The organism is Microbacterium sp. UBA837, from assembly GCF_002296025.1.
Taxonomy (GTDB): Bacteria; Actinomycetota; Actinomycetes; order Actinomycetales; family Microbacteriaceae; genus Microbacterium.
Genome location: NZ_DBHD01000061.1, coordinates 1 through 21,549 on the forward strand (window position 1 = coordinate 1; position 21,549 = coordinate 21,549).

At 66.2% G+C, this 21,549-nt stretch carries 21 protein-coding genes; 16 read left to right on the top strand and 5 right to left on the bottom strand.

The genetic code is table 11. The annotated features are described in order from the left end of the window. The 4 genes from B3587_RS04655 to B3587_RS04670 all read left to right on the top strand — a co-directional run. A partial coding sequence (locus B3587_RS04655; protein WP_292726845.1) for a hypothetical protein occupies positions 1-118 on the top strand: 118 nt, incomplete at its 5' end. After that, positions 115-1,284, top strand: coding sequence for a DNA-processing protein DprA (gene dprA / locus B3587_RS04660; RefSeq protein ID WP_228178157.1), 1,170 nt, complete (start codon positions 115-117; stop codon positions 1,282-1,284). The genes B3587_RS04655 and dprA, both read left to right, overlap by 4 nt. 118 nt (positions 1,285-1,402) lie before the next feature. After that, entirely contained in the window at positions 1,403-2,302 is a 900-nt protein-coding gene (locus B3587_RS04665; protein ID WP_228178158.1) for a tyrosine recombinase XerC, read from the top strand. Between the two features lie 60 nt (positions 2,303-2,362). Beyond that, on the top strand, positions 2,363-2,938 hold the full coding sequence (locus B3587_RS04670) for a hypothetical protein (protein WP_228178159.1): 576 nt from the start codon (positions 2,363-2,365) through the stop codon (positions 2,936-2,938). A 15-nt stretch (positions 2,939-2,953) separates the two neighbouring features. Here B3587_RS04670 and B3587_RS04675 read toward each other — a convergent pair whose 3' ends face one another. Beyond that, entirely contained in the window at positions 2,954-3,505 is a 552-nt protein-coding gene (locus B3587_RS04675; RefSeq protein ID WP_228178160.1) for a murein hydrolase activator EnvC family protein, read from the bottom strand. Positions 3,506-3,834: 329 nt separating this feature from the next. Here B3587_RS04675 and rpsB point away from each other — a divergent pair, with 329 nt between their 5' ends. The 9 genes from rpsB to B3587_RS04720 all read left to right on the top strand — a co-directional run bounded on the left by rpsB (position 3,835) and on the right by B3587_RS04720 (position 10,489). Continuing rightward, positions 3,835-4,746 carry a 30S ribosomal protein S2 gene (gene rpsB / locus B3587_RS04680; RefSeq protein ID WP_292726838.1) on the top strand — a complete coding sequence of 304 codons (912 nt, stop codon included), beginning with the start codon at positions 3,835-3,837 and terminating at the stop codon, positions 4,744-4,746. Positions 4,747-4,827: 81 nt separating this feature from the next. Further along, positions 4,828-5,655: a translation elongation factor Ts gene (gene tsf, locus B3587_RS04685; RefSeq protein ID WP_228178162.1), complete on the top strand. Its 828-nt coding sequence runs from the start codon at positions 4,828-4,830 to the stop codon at positions 5,653-5,655. A gap of 86 nt (positions 5,656-5,741) precedes the next feature. Beyond that, the gene (gene pyrH / locus B3587_RS04690) at positions 5,742-6,464 is read left to right on the top strand and encodes a UMP kinase (RefSeq protein ID WP_228178163.1); all 723 of its coding nucleotides are present in this window, start codon (positions 5,742-5,744) and stop codon (positions 6,462-6,464) included. Positions 6,465-6,511: 47 nt separating this feature from the next. Beyond that, complete coding sequence (frr, locus tag B3587_RS04695; RefSeq protein ID WP_292726839.1) at positions 6,512-7,066, top strand: ribosome recycling factor; 555 nt, start codon at positions 6,512-6,514, stop codon at positions 7,064-7,066. Positions 7,067-7,074: 8 nt separating this feature from the next. Next, positions 7,075-8,082 carry a phosphatidate cytidylyltransferase gene (locus B3587_RS04700; RefSeq protein WP_292726840.1) on the top strand — a complete coding sequence of 336 codons (1,008 nt, stop codon included), beginning with the start codon at positions 7,075-7,077 and terminating at the stop codon, positions 8,080-8,082. A gap of 37 nt (positions 8,083-8,119) precedes the next feature. Then, a complete protein-coding gene (locus B3587_RS04705) occupies positions 8,120-8,710 on the top strand; it encodes a DivIVA domain-containing protein (protein WP_228178166.1) in 591 nt (196 codons plus the stop codon). Between the two features lie 56 nt (positions 8,711-8,766). Beyond that, positions 8,767-9,465: a transglycosylase SLT domain-containing protein gene (locus B3587_RS04710; RefSeq protein WP_292726841.1), complete on the top strand. Its 699-nt coding sequence runs from the start codon at positions 8,767-8,769 to the stop codon at positions 9,463-9,465. Between the two features lie 9 nt (positions 9,466-9,474). Further along, positions 9,475-9,759: a hypothetical protein gene (locus tag B3587_RS04715; RefSeq protein WP_292726842.1), complete on the top strand. Its 285-nt coding sequence runs from the start codon at positions 9,475-9,477 to the stop codon at positions 9,757-9,759. A 1-nt stretch (position 9,760) separates the two neighbouring features. After that, positions 9,761-10,489: an alpha/beta hydrolase gene (locus B3587_RS04720; RefSeq protein ID WP_228178169.1), complete on the top strand. Its 729-nt coding sequence runs from the start codon at positions 9,761-9,763 to the stop codon at positions 10,487-10,489. A 3-nt stretch (positions 10,490-10,492) separates the two neighbouring features. Here the strand turns inward: B3587_RS04720 and B3587_RS04725 are convergent, their stop codons facing one another. Next, entirely contained in the window at positions 10,493-11,557 is a 1,065-nt protein-coding gene (locus tag B3587_RS04725; protein WP_228178170.1) for an AI-2E family transporter, read from the bottom strand. A 166-nt stretch (positions 11,558-11,723) separates the two neighbouring features. On the opposite strand from B3587_RS04725, the gene B3587_RS04730 reads away from it, so the two are divergent. Then, positions 11,724-13,595: a glycosyl transferase gene (locus tag B3587_RS04730; protein ID WP_292726843.1), complete on the top strand. Its 1,872-nt coding sequence runs from the start codon at positions 11,724-11,726 to the stop codon at positions 13,593-13,595. Then, positions 13,592-14,542, top strand: a complete 951-nt coding sequence (locus B3587_RS04735; RefSeq protein WP_228178172.1) for a tetratricopeptide repeat protein — start codon at positions 13,592-13,594, stop codon at positions 14,540-14,542. The genes B3587_RS04730 and B3587_RS04735 overlap by 4 nt, the downstream gene beginning before the upstream one ends. Positions 14,543-14,575: 33 nt before the next feature. Here B3587_RS04735 and glgB read toward each other — a convergent pair whose 3' ends face one another. From glgB to glgX, 3 genes are all read right to left on the bottom strand, one after another. Next, a complete protein-coding gene (glgB, locus tag B3587_RS04740) occupies positions 14,576-16,744 on the bottom strand; it encodes a 1,4-alpha-glucan branching protein GlgB (RefSeq protein WP_228178173.1) in 2,169 nt (722 codons plus the stop codon). Then, positions 16,741-18,702: a maltotransferase domain-containing protein gene (locus B3587_RS04745; protein WP_292726846.1), complete on the bottom strand. Its 1,962-nt coding sequence runs from the start codon at positions 18,700-18,702 to the stop codon at positions 16,741-16,743. The genes glgB and B3587_RS04745 overlap by 4 nt, the downstream gene beginning before the upstream one ends. Positions 18,703-18,905: 203 nt before the next feature. Continuing rightward, complete coding sequence (glgX, locus tag B3587_RS04750) at positions 18,906-20,969, bottom strand: glycogen debranching protein GlgX (RefSeq protein WP_292726847.1); 2,064 nt, start codon at positions 20,967-20,969, stop codon at positions 18,906-18,908. Between the two features lie 131 nt (positions 20,970-21,100). Here glgX and B3587_RS04755 point away from each other — a divergent pair. Next, positions 21,101-21,549, top strand: a 449-nt coding sequence (locus B3587_RS04755) for an aminotransferase class V-fold PLP-dependent enzyme (RefSeq protein WP_292726844.1), incomplete at its 3' end; no start/stop codon positions are given.

Here is a 21,549-nt window from a genome sequence, read left to right on the forward strand (position 1 = left end):
TGGATACGACCGGGTTCTTCGGGTCGCGTGGACACTCGCCGACCTCGACGGCGAACGGATGCCGACACCCGACCACATTGGCCGAGCGCTGTTCCTGAAGAGAGGAACCATCTCATGATCGATCCGCAACGCGCTCGCGATGAGCTCGGTGCCCTCGTGGCTGGCCCGCTCTCCGACGACGACATCCTCGATCGATACGCCCGCGTGGTCTGGAACAGTCTCACCGAGCCGGGTGACGCGGCGGCAGGCATCCTGACGGGTTCGCTCGGGGCATTCGAAGCGCTGGCTCGCGTGCGGCGCGGAGACATCAGCGACAGCATCCTCGAGCCCGGCGAAGCGCGGGCGGCGATGCAACGATGGGAACCGAGGATGCGGCCGGGTACGGTGTCCGGGGTACTGCGCACAGCGCGTGCCGCCCGGCTGCGATTGATAACACCAGCTGACGAGGTCTGGCCGGATGCCGTCGATGATCTGGGAGTTCACGCGCCGGTCGCGTTATGGGTCCGTGGGGACCCGCGATCCATTGCGACGGCATGCACCGGTGTGGCTATCGTCGGAGCGCGTGCCGCCACCTCCTATGGCGAACATGTGGCGGGAGAGTTCGCCGCGGAACTGGCAGCTTCGGGCATCCCCGTCGTCTCTGGAGCGGCGTTCGGTATCGACGCCGCAGCTCACCGCGCGACCCTCGCCGGTGGCGGTCACACAATCGCCCTGATGGCGGGCGGCCTGGAACGGGCCTATCCGCAGGCTCACACCGACCTCGTCGAGCGCATCGCCGCGACGGGAGCCGTCGTGGGGGAGGTCGCGCCCGGCTCGGCTCCGACAAAGTGGAGGTTCCTCCAGCGCAACCGCCTCATCGCAGCGCTGTCGGCCGCGACAATCGTGGTCGAAGCCGGGTGGCGCAGCGGATCCCTGAACACCGCCCATCACGCGAGCGCCCTGGGTCGGCTCATCGGAGCAGTGCCTGGGCCCGTCACAAGTGCGGCCTCAGCTGGCTGTCACCGGTTGCTCCGCGAACTCGAAGCGACCTGCGTCACGACGGCTGGCGAGGTACGGGAGCTGATCGGTTGGGGCGAGCTCATCGGTCCAGGCGATCAGGAAGCCGCGACGCGCACCACCGACGCAACGCGTGTACGCGACGCTCTCAGTGCACGGGTCGCGCGGACGCCTCAGGAGATCGCGCGGCGCAGTGGCCTGGGCATCGCCGACGTCCAGTCCCATCTCGGGATGCTGTACCTGGACGGCGCCGTCACAAGCGACGCGGCAGGCTGGCGTCTCGCGTGAGATGCTCGGGGCAGAAAGGCGCTGAGGCTTCGCGATCTTGAGCGCGCGACAGCGGGTAGGTCGCGCCACACCGCAGCGGGCTCCAGTCCCGTTCGAGCAGCTGAGGCATCCTGTGTGCATGGAGATCTCCGCGGCGGCCGAGCAGTACTTGCGCTACGTCGCCGACGTTCGCCGGCTGTCTCCCGCAACGGTGCGCGCGTACCGGTCGGATCTCGCCGACCTGGCCGACGCTGTGGGTCCCTCCCGAATCCAGGACGTTGATCTCGAGATGCTGCGGAACTGGATGTGGCGTGCCAGCGAGCGGGGCGACGCCCGATCCACTCTCGCGCGGCGCGCAGCCTCGGTGCGCACCTTCTTCGCGTGGGCGTTGGACGCGAACCTCATCGGCACGGATCCGGCAGTGCGGCTTGTGGCCCCAAAACGGGGGCGGACCCTCCCGAAGGTTGCGTCTGCCGAGGGCCTGGCGCAGTTGCTCGATGAGCTCGGGCAGTCGGCACGCGCGGGTGGCGACCCGATCGAGCTCCGGGATCACGCCATGCTTGAGCTCCTCTATGGCGCTGCGCTTCGGGTGTCGGAACTGTGCGCTCTGGATCTCACCGATCTCGATGGCGGACGACACACTGCGCGCGTGTGGGGTAAGGGGTCCAAGGAGCGGGTCGTGCCCTACGGGGGCGCCGCGGCACGAGCACTGGATGCCTACCTCGTGCGGGGCAGACCTGCGCTGGTCGTATCCGATACGGCTCGTCGAGCGCTCTTTCTCGGAGCTCGCGGTGCGCGTATCGGTTCCCGCACCGTCTATGACGTGGTGGCACGCCGCGTCGGGGTCGTGACGGGAGGCAACATCGGCCCGCATGCGCTGCGTCACTCGGGCGCCACGCATCTGCTCGATGGTGGCGCTGACCTGCGGTCGGTACAGGAGATGCTCGGCCACGCGAGTCTCGGAACCACGCAGATCTACACCCACGTGTCGAGCGAGCGACTGACCGCGAGCTATCGCCTCGCGCATCCCCGCGCGTAGGCGCGACGAGCACCAGCCGCCGCGTATCCGACGATCCGCACTTCGCCGTAGGGTTATCGCATGCATGCTCCGCGCCGCACGCTCGGTGTCGCCCTGGCGCTCGCGACGACTCTCGCGCTCGCCGGATGCATCGTGGTACCCGGACCGCGCACGACCGTGATCCCGACCCGCGGGCCCGCGACTCCCGTGCCCTCGCCGACGTGGGAGACGCTCGCCCCAACGCCGGCGCCCACAGTCACGGTTGATCCAGCTCCGGCTCCGGATGCTCTCTGCGTGAACGGCAAAGCTGTCCTCGCCGGTAACGACGTCAGCTTCGCTGTCACGGGAGACTGTGCCGAAGTGACGATTGCTGGCAACCGGATCATCGCGCAGATCGCCGGGTCCGCGGACACCGTGCTACTCCAGGGGAGTGGTAACAGCGTCACGATCGGCGACATGGGTGATGTGCGCATCGAAGGTAACGACAACAGCTTCGTCAGCGGAGCGATCGGATCCCTGCAGATCGCCGGCGACCGTATGCGTATCGACGCTGACGGTGCCATCGGAGACGTCACGGTCAACGGCAACGACAACACCTTCAGCGCGACCGGGTACGGCACGATTCAGGACAACGGCGGCAGGAACGTGTTCGGCTGATCCGGTCGCACGCGCTCATGCGCAGCAGGGAAGCAGAACTGCCCTGGGCACGCCGCCCAGCACCACCATCGGGTTGATGTACTCGCCATGCCATCGCACGCCGAAGTGCACACCGCCAGCGGGCGTGTGGCCGCCGTCACCCACGATGCCGACGTCTTCGCCTCGCGCGACGCGGTCACCTGCCACCAGCGGAGAGGTCACGGGCTCCAGTGTCGTCACGAGCCCGTTGCCGTGGTCAATCGTGATGAGGTCCCGATCGACCACGCGGCCGCTGAACTGCACGAAGCCGGCCGCGGGGGAACGGATGGTTCGCACGCCGAAAAGCTCAAGGTCGATGCCACGGTGACCCGGTCCGTAGCGATGCGCCGGTGCAACGTAGGCAGTGAGGATGCGGAATCCCGACACGGGCCAGACCCAGTCATCCGCCACCAGCGCAGGGTCGGCTGAGCGTACCGCGGCTGCTTCCGCTGCGATCCCTGGCGCGGCGGAAGCGGGTGCGGATGCTGCCAGTGAAGCGGCAGCGGTGAGGGCAAGAACCGCGGTCAGCAGATGACGAAAGGTTGACATGCCATTGAGCATCCGGTTCGCCTCAGCACTCCAGGGGCGGCCGATGCCTCGTCGGGGACAGGCGCCGGGTTCGTCGGGCCTGGGGAGGAACCAGCGCTCCGACCTCTCACGTATCTGGGCCAGGCTACCGCTGGTACACTGGGAGGGCATCCCGATCTCGGGGTGACTTCGCGTGCCCACAGCCTGACTATCAGTCAGGTGGCACGACTTCCATCGGTCTGAGCTCACCAGAGCACAGCGGAAGCGTGTCGGGCGCCAGGATCGTCGGTCGCCGACCGGCGAGATCAACCGTAAGAGACGCGGACTCGCGTCAGCAAAGGAGTACGGCCATGGCCGTCGTTACGATTCGCCAGCTGCTCGACAGCGGCGTGCACTTCGGACACCAGACCCGCCGGTGGAACCCGAAAGTCAAGCGCTTCATCCTCACTGAGCGCAGCGGCATCCACATCATCGACCTGCAGCAGTCGCTGACCTACATCGACAAGGCTTACGAGTTCGTCAAGGAGACCGTCGCCCACGGCGGCTCGATCCTCTTCGTCGGCACCAAGAAGCAGGCTCAGGAAGTCATCGCCGAGCAGGCAACCCGCGTGGGTCAGCCCTACGTCAACCAGCGGTGGCTCGGTGGCCTCCTCACCAACTTCGTCACCGTCTCCAAGCGACTTCAGCGCATGAAGGAGCTCGAGGAGCTCAACTACGACGACCCGGCTGCGAGCGGCTTCACCAAGAAGGAACTGCTGATCAAGAAGCGCGAGCTCGACAAGCTCCACAAGTCGCTCGGCGGTATCCGCAACCTGCAGAAGACCCCGTCGGCAATCTGGGTCGTCGACGCCAAGCGCGAGCACCTCGCAATCGACGAGGCCAAGAAGCTCGGCATCCCCGTTATCGGCATCCTCGACACCAACGCCGACCCTGACGAGTTCCAGTACCCGATTCCCGGTAACGACGACGCGATCCGTTCGGTGAGCCTGCTCACCCGCATCATCGCGGATGCCGCCGCTGACGGTCTCATCCAGCGCCACCAGCCCGCTGGCGAGGCCGAGGCTGAGGCTGCTGAGCCGCTCGCCGAGTGGGAGCGCGAGCTTCTCGAGCAGGGCGCCCCCGTCGTCACCGACGTCGCGGAGGTCGAGACCATTGCGACCGAGTCCGAGGCTGACGCTGCCGGCGCCGCCGCGCACGAGGCAGTTGCCGGTGACGCGGAAACCGTCGCCGCTGACACTGACGCCGTCGCCGAGTCCAAGTAAGCCGATCGACATCGCTCCGGTGGCGCCACCGCGCCACCGGAGCATCCACGAGAACTCATCACGAACAAGGAGCCGCCACCCATGGCAAACTTCACGATCGCCGACATCAAGGCGCTGCGCGAGCAGCTGGGCACGGGAATGGTCGACACCAAGAAGGCGCTCGAAGAGGCTGACGGCGACGTCGAGAAGGCCGTCGAGATCCTGCGCCTTAAGGGCGCGAAGGGTAACGCGAAGCGTGCCGACCGTTCCACGAGCGAGGGGCTCATCGCCGCCCGCGAACTGGATGGCAAGGTCACCCTCATCGAGCTTGCCTGCGAGACCGACTTCGTTGCGAAGAACGACCGCTTCGTGGCCCTCGCCGACAAGGTCGTCGAGGCTGCCGCAGCCGCCGGCGCGAACTCGGTCGACGAGGCCCTGGCCGCATCCGCGGGCGCGGGAACTGTCGACCAGCTCATCTCGGACGAGGCAGCGATCATCGGAGAGAAGGTCGAGCTGCGCCAGGTGCGCACGCTCGAGGGCGAGAAGTTCGAAATCTACCTGCACAAGACCAACAAGGACCTTCCGCCGCAGGTGGGTGTTGTGTTGGCCTACACGGGTGATGACGCCGAGACCGCTCGCGCGCTGGCGCAGCACATCTCCTTCGCCAACCCGTCGTACCTGTCCCGCGACGATGTCCCCGAGGCCGACGTCGAGAAGGAGCGCGAGATCGTCACCGAGATCTCTCGCAACGAGGGCAAGCCCGAGGCTGCCCTTCCGAAGATCGTCGAGGGCCGCGTGAACGCCTTCTTCAAGCAGGTCGCTCTGCTCGACCAGGACTACGCCCGAGACAACAAGCTCTCGGTCGCCCAGGTTGCGAAGGACGCTGGCCTCACGCTCACCGACTTCGCTCGGTTCAAGGTCGGCGCGTAAGCATCATGTCGAAAGGGTCCGCACCATCCAGTGCGGGCCCTTTCTGATGTGCTTCGGTAGGTTGTAGGCGACAAGAGGAGACGTACGTGGCGGATGAATCGACGGGGCGCCGACGCGTCCTGCTCAAGCTTTCGGGGGAAGCGTTCGGGGGAGGGCAGCTGGGGGTCAACCCGGATGTCGTCAGCCAAATGGCACGCGAGATCGCTGCGGCGGTCGACGAGGTAGAGATCGCCGTCGTCGTTGGCGGCGGTAACTTCTTCCGCGGCGCGGAGCTCAGCCAGCGGGGAATGGACCGAGGTCGCGCGGACTACATGGGGATGCTCGGCACCGTCATGAACGCACTCGCGCTGCAGGACTTCCTCGAGCAGGCGGGAGCCGCAACGCGCGTCCAGTCGGCGATCTCGATGACCCAGGTGGCCGAGCCATACATCCCCCGTCGCGCAGAACGGCACATGGAGAAGGGGCGCGTCGTCATCTTCGGAGCGGGCGCGGGCCTTCCCTACTTCTCGACCGATACCGTCGCCGCTCAGCGCGCGCTCGAGATCGGCGCGAGCGAGGTTCTCGTCGCGAAGAACGGCGTCGACGGCGTTTACACTGCCGATCCGCGCAAGGATCCCACTGCGACCCGCATCGACCGGATCACGTATCTCGACGCGTTGCAGCGTGGCTTGAAGGTCGTGGATTCGACGGCCTTCAGCCTGTGCATGGACAACGGCATGGACATGCGCGTGTTCGGTATGGAGCCCGAGGGCAACGTCACACGCGCTCTTCTCGGCGAATCCATCGGCACTGTCGTCACGGTCGGCTGAAAGCCTGCCGACTAGACTATGCAGGTCACACGCAGTAAGGAGTCGCCGTGATCGCGGATGTTTTGACCGATGCCGGAACCCGCATGGATCGTGCAGTGGAGGCCGCGAAGGATGACTTCGCGACCGTACGCACGGGACGCGCCAACCCGCAGTTGTTCCAGCGGATCATGGTCGACTACTACGGTTCGCCGACCCCGCTTGCTCAGCTTGCCTCGCTGAACAACCCTGAGGCGCGCACGCTTGTTATCAACCCCTACGACAAGTCCGCGCTCAAGGCGATCGAGCAGGCCATCCGGGATGCTCCCAACCTCGGTGCCAACCCGACCAACGACGGCACGATCGTTCGTGTCACGATGCCAGAGCTCACCGAAGAGCGCCGCAAGGAGTTCGTGAAGCTCGTGCGCGCGAAGGCCGAGGACGCCAAGGTGCACGTGCGCGGCATCCGGCGCAAGGCCAAGGATGACCTCGACGCCCTCAAGAGCGACATCGGTGAAGACGAGCTTGCTCGCGCCGAGAAAGAGCTCGATGCGCTCACGCGCGCCCACGTCGACCAGATCGACGAGGCGCTCAAGCGCAAAGAAGCTGAGCTTCTCGAGGTGTAACGGTCGACATGACCGATGACCGTTCCGATGCGCGCGTCCCTGGCGAATCCGCCGGGGAAGCTACGGAGGAGGCCGGCCCCGGCCTCCAGGCGCAGATGCGCACCGCGCGAACCGAGTTCGAGCAGCATGTGGCACACGCGCGCGCGGAGTTCGAAGAGGCCAACGAGCGCATCAAGAAGCGTACTGGCAGGGACCTGATCCTCGCGATCCTCATCGGCGTGGGTATCGGGGCTGTCGCGCTCCTGTCGCTGATCTTCATCAAGTGGGTCTTCATCTTCTTGGCTCTGGGCGTCGTCGTTCTCGGCGTTGTCGAGTTCTCGCGTGCGCTGGCGGGCTCGGATCGCCGTATCGATCTCGCGCCCCAGATCGTTGCTGCAGTCGTGGTGCTTCTCTCGGGGGCGTTCCTTGAGCTGTGGCTGCACTGGGTGGCGCTGTTCGCTGCGTTGGCTTTCGTCGTCGTCTGGCGATTGATCACCCAGATGGCTGCTGCCGATGGCCGGCGATATTCCGCCGTCACGAGCGACGTACTCGCCGGCACTTTCGTGGTGTTCTACGTTCCGTTCCTCGCGAGCATGGCGATGGTGTTGCTGCGTCAGGATGCCGGTGAGTGGTGGATCATCGCGTTCATCGCGGTCGCCGTTGTCGCTGACACCGCCGCCTACGCTTCCGGACTCACCTTCGGGAAGCATCCGATGGCGCCGCGGATCAGTCCGAACAAGACGTGGGAGGGCTTCGCGGGCGCTGTCGTCGGCGCCGTTGCTGCGGGCATCCTGCTCGGTATCTTCATGCTGGGCATTCCCTGGTGGGCTGGTGCGATTCTGGGTGCTGTGATCCTCGGTACGGCGACAACCGGCGACCTCGGTGAGTCGATGGTGAAGCGAGACCTCGGCATCAAAGACATGAGTTCATGGCTGCCCGGACACGGGGGAGTCCTCGACCGGCTCGATTCGATCCTCCCGTCGGCAACAGCGGCGCTGGCCCTGTACTACCTGTTCTCGCCGTTGGTGGCATCATGATGTGGCGTAGCAGCGTGAGGCTGGCAACCGAATGACAATGACTTCTTCTCCGGAATCGGCAGCGCCCGCTGTCCCCGAACCGGCTCGTGCGCTGTTTCCCGTCACGCGTGGCCGAGTGAAGGGCTATGAGCGCGCCGCGGTCGACAGCTTCCTCTCGCACGCGCGTGATGCCTTTGAGGCTCCGGGACACCCGTCGATGACGTCGGGTCAGATTCGGGCTGCTGCTTTTCCGCTCGCGCGCCGCGGATACGAAATCACGAGCGTGGATGCCGCGCTGACCCGTATCGAGGACGCCTTCGCTCGTCGGGAACGCGACGCCGCCATCGCCCGGGTGGGGACGGATGTCTGGATCGCGCGGACGCGGCGAGACGCCCAGACGGTGCTCGACCGCCTGCAACGACCTTCTCGCCGTCGCTTCCAGCGGACCGGAGCTCTCCGATACGGGTACCGGATCGACGAGGTCGACTTCGTCATGAACAAGCTCGCTCGGTATCTCGAGACCGGGAGCGGCGCGACCATCGAGCAGGTTCGTGGGGTCGCCTTCCGCATGCAGCGGGGCGGCTACCGCGAAGTGCAAGTTGATGCCGTCCTGGACGCTGTCGTCGAGATCATGCTCGCTGTCGAGTGAACCCGCGCGTCGCTCGAGGCGAACCCGTGGCTTCGCCTCGGTAGAATCGGGTCATTGTGACTGATGAACGCCGTGGCGCCGACGTAACCGCGCGCGCGAGCAGTGAGCTCGCCCCGCGGCGTTCCAGCGTGCCGCCCCGGGCAGCTGCAGCCCCTGTCGGACACTGGTCGAAGCGCCGCGGCGTGCTCGCGGTCTTCGCTGCTTTCGCGGCACTGGGCTTTGTTGCGGCTAACGCCGGCCCGAGCGGAATGGCTTTCGCGACGGCCGAGGACGACACGCCCGAGCCTGTCTCGCTGTACGCGAGTTCGATCGTCGACGCGCAGTCACTGGTCATAGACACGGATGCCGAGCCTGTCGCTTTTGATCCAGATCGCGGTGGCTACGAGGTGTACGTCAAGCCCAAGCCCAAGCCCACTCCCGTCGTGGCATCCAGCGGTGGTGGAGGCGGCGCAGCAGCACCGTTGTTCTACTCGGGCGGTGGTTCGCCGGCCGAGTGGATGTCGGCGGCCGGGATTCCCGAGAGCGACTGGGGCTACGTCGATTACGTCGTCTCACGGGAGAGCGGGTGGAATCCCAACGCGACGAACCGGCGGTCGGGAGCCTGCGGTCTGGTTCAGGCTCTGCCGTGCAGCAAGGTTCCCGGAAGCGGCTACAACCCGGTCGACAATCTGCGGTGGGCCAACGGCTATGCCGTGGGACGCTATGGCAGCTGGGCCGGCGCGTACAACTTCTGGGTCAACAACCACTGGTGGTGACCGTCGAAGATGCCACGATCCCATCGTCGTCGACCCGAGCCTGCCGGCGATGACGGCCTCGAACGCCTGATCGCCGGCTGGAAGCGAACCGAGGTACGCCGCGGCGTGGAGTGGACGGTTCAGCCGGTATCGGCGGCGCAGGCGACGAAGTCGTATGCGTGCCCCGGATGCGTTCGCCCTATCGAGCCGGGCACCGCCCACATCGTCGCGTGGCGCGTAGATGGCGTCCTCGGGGACGCTGCCGATCTCGCGGCTCGCCGACATTGGCACTCACACTGCTGGAGGATCAGCTGACATGGAGATTCGCGGACCGATGCTTCTTCCCGCTCGCCGGCAAGAGATCGAGCTTCACACGCAAGACGGACTGACTCTGGTCGGTGAACTCGCCGTGCCTGCCGAGCGCACCCCCCACGCCACGCTCGTCACGCTGCATCCGCTGCCGACGGCTGGTGGATTCATGGACTCGCACATCTTCCGCAAGGCGGCGGCGCGCCTGCCCGCCCTGGCCGATCTTGCCGTGCTCCGATTCAACACACGCGGGACGACGTCGCCGCGGGGGACCAGCGACGGCTCTTTCGACGGTGGTGACTCCGAGCGGTGGGATGTCGCTGCGGCAATGTCGTTCGTCGCCGAACGGGGACTGCCGCGTCCGTGGATCGTCGGCTGGTCCTTCGGGACGGAGCTGGCGCTGAAGTACGCCGCCGACCACGACGTCGAAGGAATCGTGCTGCTGTCACCGCCGCTGCACCGAACCACCGAGGATGAACTGGCGGGCTGGGCAGAAGACCCGCGGCCCATCATTGTTCTTGTCCCCGAGTTCGATGACTTCCTGCGGCCCGACGAGGCGGCCAAGCGTTTCTCGGCGATCCCGCACGCCACGCTCATTCCGGTTGAGGGCGGACGCCACCTCTGGGTGGGGGAGAACCAGACCAGGACGGTGCTCACCGAGATCGTCGCTGCGATCAACCCGGATGCCCTGCCGTTGCCGACGGAGTGGGACGGCGAGCTCGGCGAGCCCGCCTGAGGCTCAGCGCTCGTTCTGGCGCGGGATCACGACCTGCCGGTAGATGATCAAGACGCTCGCCGCCGCCGGGATCGCGATCAGGGCGCCGAGGAGCCCAAGAAGCGATCCTCCCGCGAGTGCCGCGACCACCACGACCGCTCCGGGAATCGCGACGGCGCGACTCATGATTCGAGGCGAGATGACGTACGCCTCGAGCTGCATGTAGATGAGGTAGTAGATCGCCGCGATGAGGGCTATCGTCGGCGAGCCGAGACCCGGGATCAGGCAGGTCAGCACGATAATCGTCGACCCGGTGAGCGTTCCCACGAGCGGGATCAGCGAGAACAGTAGCGCCACCACCGCGAGGACCGCGGGGAACGGCGCATCGATGATGCTGAGGAAAATCCAACTCAGGATGCCGTTGATGACACCCAGGCTGACCTGGCCGATCACGTAATAGCCGACCGAATTGGTGATCTGTTCGGCGAGGTCGACGAACCGCTGACGCTTGGATGCCGCGACCAGTTGGTACACGGCCTTCTTGAGCGAGGGGATGGATGCCGTGAAGTAGATCGTCAGGATCAGCACGATGAAGGCGCCGAAGAGGCCACTTGCGATGGTGGCACCGATAGCGAGGATGTTGCCACCGATCGACCCGCCGATCGACGCGAAGTCCAGTCCCTGGAGCCACTGCAGGATGTAGGCGAAGATGTCATCCCATCTGAGCATGGGGAACACCGACTCGAGCCACGTTTGGAGCTCATCCGGCCACGAGGGGTTCTGCAGAATGCGGGTGACCTCGACGACGAACTGCGTGATCTGTTCCACGATGATCGGGAGCACCATCAGGATGACGCCGGCGAAGACGCCCAACACGACGACGATCGTGACGAGTACCGCCGCCCACCGCGGTACGCGACGGCGGATCAGCCACGAAACCATCGGTTCCAGGCCGAGCGCGAGAAACAGCGCTGTGCCCACATAAAGCAGGATCGTCGACAACGTCTGCACGCTCGCGATGAGCAGGAGTCCGAGACCCACGCCGAGGGTCGCGACGAATGCGACGCGGAAGGGGTTCTGCAGCTTCACGGGACCTCGTTCTCTCAGGCGTGACCCGCCTGGCGATCAGAATACGCATAGCCGGGGCCTAGTCGGTGATGCATCGCCTCCCTGGGGACTTTCAGGACATGTTCGCTAGTCTGAAATGTCGAGTTTTCGGCGTGCGTCGACGTCCGTGCGCCGAGGAAGGTTTTTCGTGCGTTTCGTATGGGCTGTGGTCGCGCTGGTTCTGGCGACCGTGATGATCGGGGCGGGAATCGCCCAGCGGACGATCTTCCAGGGCCCACGGTCGACGACAGCCGATGTTTCGATCACCCAAGACGAGCCGTATCTGGTCATCGACGGCGCCGTGCTGACCGCGAACCCCGGGTCCCAGACGCTGCGGGTGCTGGGGGATGGCTCTGTCTTCGCCGCTTACGGCAGAACTGCCGACGTGCAGGCATGGCTTGCTGACACCACCTACAACCAGGTAGTGCAGACCGAGGACGGCTCGCTCGTTACCGAGGAGATCGAGCCGACTCCTGAGCCCGAACCGACCGTCGACCCCACCGCCACGCCGGCAACCGACGCCCCGACCGAGGACGGGGCAGCGGCGGGGGATGCCGCGACCGATCAGGGCACCGAGGAGGAAGCTATTCCGGGGCGGAACCCGGCAGGGTCCGATCTCTGGCTGGATGAGTACCAGCAGGAAGACCTCGTCATCGCGCCGCTGCAGCTTCCAGCCGACATGAGCGTCATCATCGCCTCGGATGGAACAGAACCTGCCCCGACGACGGTGAGTGTCACCTGGCCGATCGAGAACTCCACGCCCTGGGCTGGACCCCTGATCGTCGGTGGCGGCATCCTGATGGCGGTCGGCGTTGTGCTCTACGTCCTCGGCATCCGTCACGTGCGCCGTTCGCGGGGTCCGCGCCGCAAGGGTCTGCCCGTGCCGGTGACGGAGCCGATTGATCTGTCTGTCGCGGAGTCTGACAAGGGCGTCATCAGTGCCAGCAAGCCACGGCGGGCGCTCGGGCGCGGACGAAAGACGTTCATTGCTCTCCCCGTTGCGGCGGTCACGGTCGGCCTGCTCTCTGGCTGCACGTCTGACGCGTGGCCGCAGCTGGTGCCGTCCGAGACACCGAGCCCGACGGCGTCGGTCATCGTGCCGGAGGGCCAGCAGGCTCCAGCCGTCACCAAGCAGCAGGCCGAGCGGATCGTCGAGCAGGTGGCTCAGACGGTAGCGCAGGCCGATGAGGCTAAGGATGCTGACCTCGCAGCGACCCGGCTCGACGGTGCGCTTCTGGCAGAGCGCAAGACGAACTACACACTGAGGGAGGCCATCGCCGATTATGCGATGCCGACGGCAGTTCCCGGCAAGCCCGTCGAGGTCGTGCTGCCGCAGGCCTATAACGGCTGGCCGCGTTCGTTCCTGGCGATCGTCACGGATGACGAGGCCAACACGTCGAGCATCATGGTGCTGACCCAGGCAGACCCGTGGACTCCCTACAAGCTGAGCTATATCGGCAACCTCGGTGGCAATACGCTGATGCCCGAGCTCGCCCCCTCCTACATCGGCGCCAGCCAGCTCGCCCCGGATTCGCCGTTCCTGTTGCTGCCGCCTGACGAGCTCGCCTCCGCGTACGCCGATGTGCTCGACAAGGGCGATGAGTCGGAGTTCGCGGGGATGTTCGACGAGCAGAGCGACCTCTTCCGTGCGGGAGTCGTCGCCGACCGCAAGGAACGTCTCGACGACTTCAACGAGACCGGAGCCGAAACCGGCAGTCTGACCTTCAGCGCCGCCGCCGGTGAGTTCCCTCCGTTCGCGATCGCCACGCTCGAGAGCGGCGCGATCGTCGCGGTAAGCATCGCCGAGACCGACACCGTCAAGCCGACCAACGAAGACGCCGTCATCAAGCTGGACAACAATGCGACGGTCAAGACTCTTTCGGGCGCGGACCAGTCGGCATCCGGGTTCTCGACGACCTTCAGCGACCAGCTCTTCTTCTATGTTCCGGAAAAGGGATCGAACGAACCGATCCGGCTTCTGGGGTACTCGAGTTCGATTTTGAAAGGCTCTGTGCTGTGACACTTCCCGGCTCCAACGTTCCTCTCCGGGGCGCCGTCGACCTGTCAGCCCTGCGCAACCGCCCGGCAGCGGCATCCCCGAGTGAGCCTGCTGCTGGCGCCCCCGCGGGGGGAAACACGGCGCGGCTGGTGATCGACGTCACAGACGCGATGTTCCCCGAGGTTCTTGAGCTGTCCAAGACGGTGCCTGTCGTCGTGGACCTGTGGGCCGAATGGTGCGGGCCGTGCAAGCAGCTCAGCCCCGTCCTCGAGCGTGTTGTCACGGAGCATGCGGGCCGGTTGGTTCTGGCAAAGGTCGACGTCGACGCCAACCCGCAGCTTGCTCAGGCGTTCCGCGCCCAGTCGATTCCCATGGTCGTGGCCCTGGTCGGCGGTCAGGCTGTGCCGTTGTTCACCGGCGCCGTTCCCGAACAGCAGGTGCGCGAGGTGTTCGCCCAGTTGCTGCAGCTTGCCGCGCAGAACGGCGTCACCGGCTCAGTCGGCTCAGGCGACGCCGACGCTGCTGATGAAGAGGGTGCTGCTGCCGAGCCCGCGATGCCGCCGCTTCACGCCGAGGCGTTCGCTGCGATCGAGTCCGGCGACTATGCGGCGGCGATCTCTGCGTACGAGCGCGCGCTCGCTGAGAACCCGCGCGACGCCGACGCGCGGGCGGGGCTCGCCCAGGTGCGGCTGCTCTCTCGGGTCCAGGATGCCGACCTCCAGGCCGCGCGCGCAGCGGCTGCGGCTGCTCCGACTGATGTCGACGCTCAGCTGCTGGTCGCCGACCTCGATCTTGCGGGTGGTCACGTTGAGGACGCCTTTGATCGATTGCTCGATCTGTTCGCGGCGTTGCCCGACGATGATCGCGCGCCAGTGCGGGAGCGGCTGCTTGAGCTGTTCGGCATCGTGGGCGACGACGACCCGCGCGTCATCCGGTCGCGCAGTCGCCTCGCGTCCCTGCTGTTCTGACAGTGGGCGCCCGGAAGGGCGAATTGCCCTGCGTCAGTCGCGGATAGTGGAGGGCACCCGGGCCTGCGGGTCGTAGCGCAGCCAGATGACGCTCGTCGCGGGCAGCACCATTGACGCTCTGCCGTCCTCGCCTGCAACAACCATCCCGAGGTTGCCGACGCCTGCGCCGCCGTAGTCCTGCGCGTCGGTGTTGAGGATCTCGCGCCAGACTCCGCTGTGGGGAAGGTCGAGCGCGTAGTTCGAGAGCGTGGACCCCGAGAAGTTGCACACTGCGGCGACGATGTTGCCGTCCCAGTCCCGTCGGGTGAAGGCGAGGACACTCGGGTTCCATGAGGGAGCGCCGATGCGCGAGAACGCAGACCCGTCGTTGTCGCGACTCCACAGGGGTGGGTTGGCGCGGTACGTGCCGTTGACAGCACCGACGAAGTCCTGGAGCTGTCGGTGGGTCGGCTGGTCGAGCGTCCACCAGTCGAGCCCGCGCGATTCAGACCACTCCGCCATCTGCCCGAACTCTTGCCCCATGAAAAGCAGCTGCTTGCCGGGGTGCGCCCACATGTAGGCGAGGTACGCCCGCATGTTCGCGAGCTTGGCAGCATGATCGCCCGGCATCCGAGAGAACAGACTTCCCTTGCCGTGCACTACCTCGTCGTGGCTGATCGGAAGCACGTAATTCTCGCTGAATGCGTACACGAACGAGAAGCTCAGCTCACCCTGATGGTAGGAGCGGTACAACGGGTCTCGCTTGATGTATTCGAGACTGTCGTTCATCCAGCCCATGTTCCACTTGAACCCGAAACCGAGCCCGGCGTGGTCGGTGGGCGCGGTCACACCGGGGAAGCTCGTCGATTCCTCGGCCATCATGCTGATGCCCGGGAACGTCTTGTAGCACGTCGCATTGACCTCCTGCAGGAACCGAATGGCCTCGAGGTTCTCCCGACCGCCGTGGATGTTCGGTTCCCACTCGCCAGCGTTGCGCGAGTAATCGAGGTAGAGCATCGAGGCGACGGCATCCACGCGCAGTCCGTCGACGTGGAACTCGTCGTACCAGTACAGCGCGTTGGCGACCAGGAAGTTGCGGACCTCGTTGCGTCCGTAGTCGAAGATGAGCGTTCCCCAGTCCTTGTGCTCGCCGCGACGGGGGTCCGGGTGCTCGTAGAGGGCCCTGCCGTCGAACTTCGCGAGTGCGAACTCGTCCTTCGGGAAGTGTCCGGGAACCCAGTCCATGATGACGCCGATGCCGGCCTGGTGCAGCCGGTCGATCAGGTACTTGAGGTCGTCGGGGCTGCCGAATCTGCTCGTGGGTGCGAAGTAACCCGTGACCTGATAGCCCCAGGATCCGCCGAACGGATGCTCCGCGAGGGGGAGGAACTCCACGTGGGTGAAGCCAAGCGCGCTCACGTGTTCGATCAGAGGGTCGGCTGCGTCGCGGTACGACAAGCCGGGGCGCCACGAGCCGAGGTGGACCTCATAGATCGACATGGGCTCGGTCACCGGGCGACTCTTGGAACGTCGTGAAATCCAGGCCGAGTCCTGCCATCGGTACGACGACGCGGTGACGACCGACCCGGTAGCGGGGGGAACCTCCGCGAGTCGGGCCAGCGGGTCGGCCTTCAGCCGCCACTGCCCGTCCGGTCCCTGGATCTCGTACTTGTAGACCGCTCCCTCATCGACAGCGGGGATGAACAACTCCCAGACCCCGGAGCCACCCATCGAGCGCATCGCGTGGGCTGCGCCGTCCCACCCGTTGAAGTTGCCGACGACCCGAACTGCGCGGGCGTTCGGTGCCCAGACGGCGAAGGATGTGCCATGGCTGTCTTCGTGGGTTCGAACGTGTGAGCCCAGGACGTCCCAGAGCCGCTCGTGGCGTCCCTCGCGGATCAGATGGAGGTCCAGTTCGCCGATGGTGGGGGAGTGCCGATAGGGATCGTCGTCCCGGTAGTCGGGTCCGTCGTCGTACGTCGCGTCGATCCGGTAGGAACCAATCGGTCCGGTGACCGTGCCCTCCCAGATGCCTGCCGCGACATGCTCCAGCCGCACGCGTTTGCCGCCATCGAATACGGCGGTGACCGTCGCGGCGAGCGGTCGGCGGGTCCGGATGACCCACGTGTTCTTGCCGGCGGGATGGATGCCGAGAACGCTGTGGGGGTCGTGATGGCTGCCGTGCGCGACGGCGTCGAGTGTGGCGGGGTCGATCGTAGTCATCGCTGTCCCTCAATCCGCAGGATGTGCACGGGCTCGCGGAAGGCGTCGAGCCGCACGTAGTTGTGGTCTGTCCAGGTCCACTGGGCCCCGGTGATGAGGTCGGTGACCCCGAAGGCCTCACCCGGTTCGACGCCCCACACGCGAGTGTCGAGGTGGACCGTGGTCTCGCGCACCGAATGGGGGTCGACGTTCACCACGACGAGGATCGTGTCGGATTCGCCCGTCGGCGAGAGGGCGGCATCCAGGTGCTTCGAATAGACGAGGATCGCGTCGTCGTCGCTCCAGTGGACCGTGAGGTTTCGCAACTGACGCAGTGCCGGGTGATCCCGGCGGATCTCGTTGAGGCGGGTCAGGAACGGCGCGAGGGATGAGCCCGCCGCGTCGATCGCCTCCCACTCGCGGAACTTGTACTCATACTTCTCGTTGTCGATGTTCTCTTCGGAACCCGGCCGGGCGACATTCTCGAACAGTTCATAACCCGCATACACGCCGTAGACCGGCGCAGCCGTGGCGGCGATCGCGGCACGGATGACGTACGCCGCGTGGCCGCCGTACTGGAGGTATTCGGTGAGGATATCGGGGGTGTTCACGAAGAGGTTGGGCCGAAGGTAGTCCGCGGTCTCGTGGGCAAGCGAGGAGAGGAACTCCTCGAGCTCCTCCTTCGTGTTGCGCCAGGTGAAGTAGGTGTAGCTCTGTTGGAACCCCGCCATTGCAAGCCCCTGGAGCGGAGCGGGGCGGGTGAACGCCTCGGCCAGGAAGACGACATCCGGGCGCTCGGCGTTCACCTCGCGGATCAACCACTCCCAGAACTGGAGCGGCTTGGTGTGCGGGTTGTCGACGCGGAAGATGCGGACGCCCTGCGCAATCCAGTGGCGCACGATCCGCAACACCTCGGCGCGGATTCCCTCGGGATCGTTGTCGAAGTTGATCGGATAGATGTCCTGATACTTCTTCGGGGGGTTCTCGGCGTACGCGATGGACCCGTCGGGGAGCGTCGTGAACCACTCCGGGTGGCTTGTCACCCACGGATGATCCGGGGACGCCTGCAGCGCGAGGTCGAGCGCAACCTCGAGCCCTTCGGCGGCAGCTGCCCTCACGAACGCACGGAAGTCGGCGAGAGTGCCGAGATCAGGATGGACGGCATCATGTCCGCCCTCTGCCGCGCCGATCGCCCACGGCGAGCCCGGATCGCCCGGACCGGGGGTCAGCGAGTTGTTCGGGCCCTTGCGATTCGTGCGCCCGATCGGATGGATCGGCGGCAGGTACACGACGTCGAAACCCATCCGTGCAACCGCGGGAAGCCGCTTGCTGGCAGTGCGAAACGTACCGCTCTTGACGGTGCCGTCTTTGCGGAGTTTTGCCCCTTCGGACCGGGGGAAGAACTCGTACCAGGCGCCCACGCCTGCCCGTTCGCGTTCGACGAGCAAGTCGCGGTCGTTGCCCACGGTCACGAGGGACTGCAGCGGGCGAGCCGTGAACGCTGCCTCCAGACGCGGATCGTCAATAAGGCTGAGCGGCTCGGTGCCGGCATCCGCGCGGAACTGCTCTGCCATCTCGGTGAGCATGCGGCGCTCGGCTGCCGGTCGATCGCGTTCGGCAGCGCCGCGTTCGCACAGCAGCGCCCCCATCTCCAGCATGAGGGGGACATCGACACCGGCGAGCACTTTGACGTGGGCCGCGTGGTGCCAGGTGGCGAAGTCGTCAGCGAAGGACTCGAAGTGGAACGTCCAGGTTCCCTCCTCAAGGAGCGCAACGTTCGTCCACCAGCGGTCGAATCCGTCCCCCGCAGGGTCCAGGCGATGCAGCGACTCGTCGCCCGACGGTGAGGTCAGGCGCAGGTGAACACCGATGCGATCGTGGCCCTCGCGGAAGGCCGTGACGCCGAACGCGACAGCCTCGCCGTGAAAGGCGCTCGGGCTATAGGCCGCGTCGGGGGTGTCAGGCCGCGGGCGGACCATGGGGATGCGTCCCATGGCGGCGTCAGCGGCCGGCGCGAGCGGCGAGGCGGGGCGCACCGGGATCGCGGTGGCGCTTCGCCACGGCCGAGGAACGGGGGAGTGTCTGCTGGTTGCCACGTTTCGAACCTACCCCGCGCACCGCCAGCGGGAACAGGTGTGGACAGTGGGCGCGCCGTCGGCAACAATGCGCCCCTGGAAGAGGCTCAGGCCGGGTCGGCTACGAACAGGCGCATCGATGTCGGACCGAGCTCGACGGATGACGCGGGCTCGTGGGCGGTGATGTGGTCCGACGGATGCTCGTCCTCGCTCGACCAGACCGCTCGATATCGCGCGACCCCCTCGACCCGTGGCAGAAGCACGGTAACCGGACGCTCGGTGCCGTGCACGACGAGAAGAATCCGGTTGGGTGCCTCGAGCTCGGGAGTCGAGGTCGCGAGGTACTGCAGCGTGCGGTGCGTCGGATCGGCCCACCGCGCGCCCGACATCATCTCGCCGTGCTCGTCGTACCAGTCCATGACCGACGCTGAGGGCGTCTCCTGGTCATCGCGCGCGAACCTGCTCGGACGCAGCGCGGGGTTCTGCGCGCGCAGAGTCAAGAGGCGCTGGACGTGGGCGAAGAGGTTCGCCTGCCACGGCGCATGCTCCCACGGCAACCAGGTCAGCGGCCCGTCGTGGCAGTAGGCGTTGTTGTTGCCATGCTGCGTGCGTCCGAACTCATCACCTGCAGTGATCATCGGGACTCCCGCGGAGAGCAGGAGGGTGCCCATCAGATTGCGCATAGCGCGGCGCCGCGTAGCCAGGATGAGCGGGTCGTCAGTCTCGCCCTCGGCCCCATGGTTGAACGACCTGTTCGTGTCGGCGCCATCACGATTGTGTTCGCCGTTTGCCGTGTTGTGTTTGACGTCGTACGACACCAGGTCGTGGAGCGTGAAGCCGTCGTGTGCTGTCACGAAGTTGACGCTCGCAAGCGGACCACGTTCGGCGCTGAAGGTGTTCGACGAGCCCGCAAGGCGGGTCGCGAACCCGCCGACCCCCACGGGCGCTGTCGCGGCGCGACGACCGTAGTCGACATCGCTGAGCCAGAAGTTGCGCACGCGGTCACGGTAGCGGTCGTTCCATTCCATCCAGCCCGGACCGAAGTTGCCTGTCTGCCAGCCACCCATCCCGACGTCCCACGGCTCGGCGATCTTCTTGACATCCGCAAGCGCGGGATCGTCGATGATCGCTCGAAGCAACGGATGCTCGGGGGTGAAGGTGTGCTCGCGGTCACGCCCGAGCGTCGTGGCGAGATCAAAGCGGAAACCGTCGACCTGCACGTCGTTGGCCCAATACCGCAGCGAGTCGAGGACCAGGCGGGAGGCGGCATCCGTGGCGGTATCGACGCTGTTTCCGCAGCCTGTGACGTCGATGTAGGCGCCGTCGGCGTGCTGACGGTAGTAGCCCCGGTTGTCGATGCCCCGGAAGCTCGAGCGCGGGCCACCGAGCTCGGCCTCGGATGTGTGGTTGTAGACGACGTCGAGGATGACTTCCAGGCCGGCCTCGTGCAGGAGCTTGACCATGCCCTTGAACTCCCGCAGCACCGCTTCCGGACCCTGGCGCCGGTTCTCTTCGGTCGCATAGGCGGCATGGGGAGCGAAAAAGCCGACGGTGTTGTAGCCCCAGTAGTTCGTGAGGCCCAGCTCGAGCAGGCGGGGCTCGCTCGCGAACTGGTGGACCGGAAGCAGCTCAATGCTGGTGACCCCGAGCGCGGTGAAGTGCTCGATCATCGCCGGGTGCGCAAGTCCCGCGTAGGTGCCGTGCAGGGCAGGGGGAACCTCGGGATGACGCTTGGTCATCCCCTTGACGTGACCCTCGTAGATGACCGTCCGGTCCAGAGGCACGAGGGGTTTGCGCGCGCCGCACCAGTCGAAATCGCCGGCGACGACCACCGATCGCCATCCGCGGAAGCCATTGCATGCGAGGCCCCGTGCGTAGGGGTCGATGAGCAGCGTTGAGGGATTGAACGTGTTCCCGGGGCCCTGCGGTCCATCCACCTGGATCGCGTAATGGGTTCCCGGGCGCAGCCCCGCCGCATACGCCGACCAGATGTCACCGTCGGTGCGCGCCAGCGGAACAGTCTCGATGACCCAGTCCAGGTCGTCGTTGTCGAAGATCAGGAGGTCGATCGAGGATGCGTGCGCTGACCAGACCCGCAGCGTGCCGCCACCGTCATGCAGCCGGACACCGAGGTCGTCGAACCGCGGCGACAGGAGACCGGCGTCGGTCATGTCGGCGCGCGAAAGTACAGCTGACTCGGGGATCGGCATGCGTAGAGCATAACGACGCGGTACATGCCGCAGACGCGTCTGCCGCAGGCGTCGGCGGCCCACGACCCCGGGGCAGTGGCACAGTGGAGTGCGTGAGCATCTACCTCGACCATGCGGCCTCGACGCCGCTGCGTCCTGAGGCGCGCGAGGCCTGGCTGCAAGCGGCGTCGGTCGTCGGCAATGCGTCGTCGATCCACGCGAATGGCCAGAGTGCGCGGCGAGTCCTGGAGGATGCTCGTGAACGGCTCGCTGCGGCGGTGGGTTGCGACCCGATCGAGATCGTGATCACTTCCGGTGGGACCGAAGCCGTGAATCTCGCCCTGAAAGGGCTCTGGCAGACCCGTCGCGCCGGCACCTCCGACATCGTCCTGCCTGACGGTGAGCATCACGCCTCCATCGACCCCGTGGACTGGATCGCGAGGCGCGATGGTGCCGGCATCCGGAGTGTGCCACTCACAACCCGGGGAGCCATCGACGCTGCCGAGTTCGCGGCGGCTCTCCCTGGGGCCGCTCTGGCAACGGCGCTTGTCGCCAACAACGA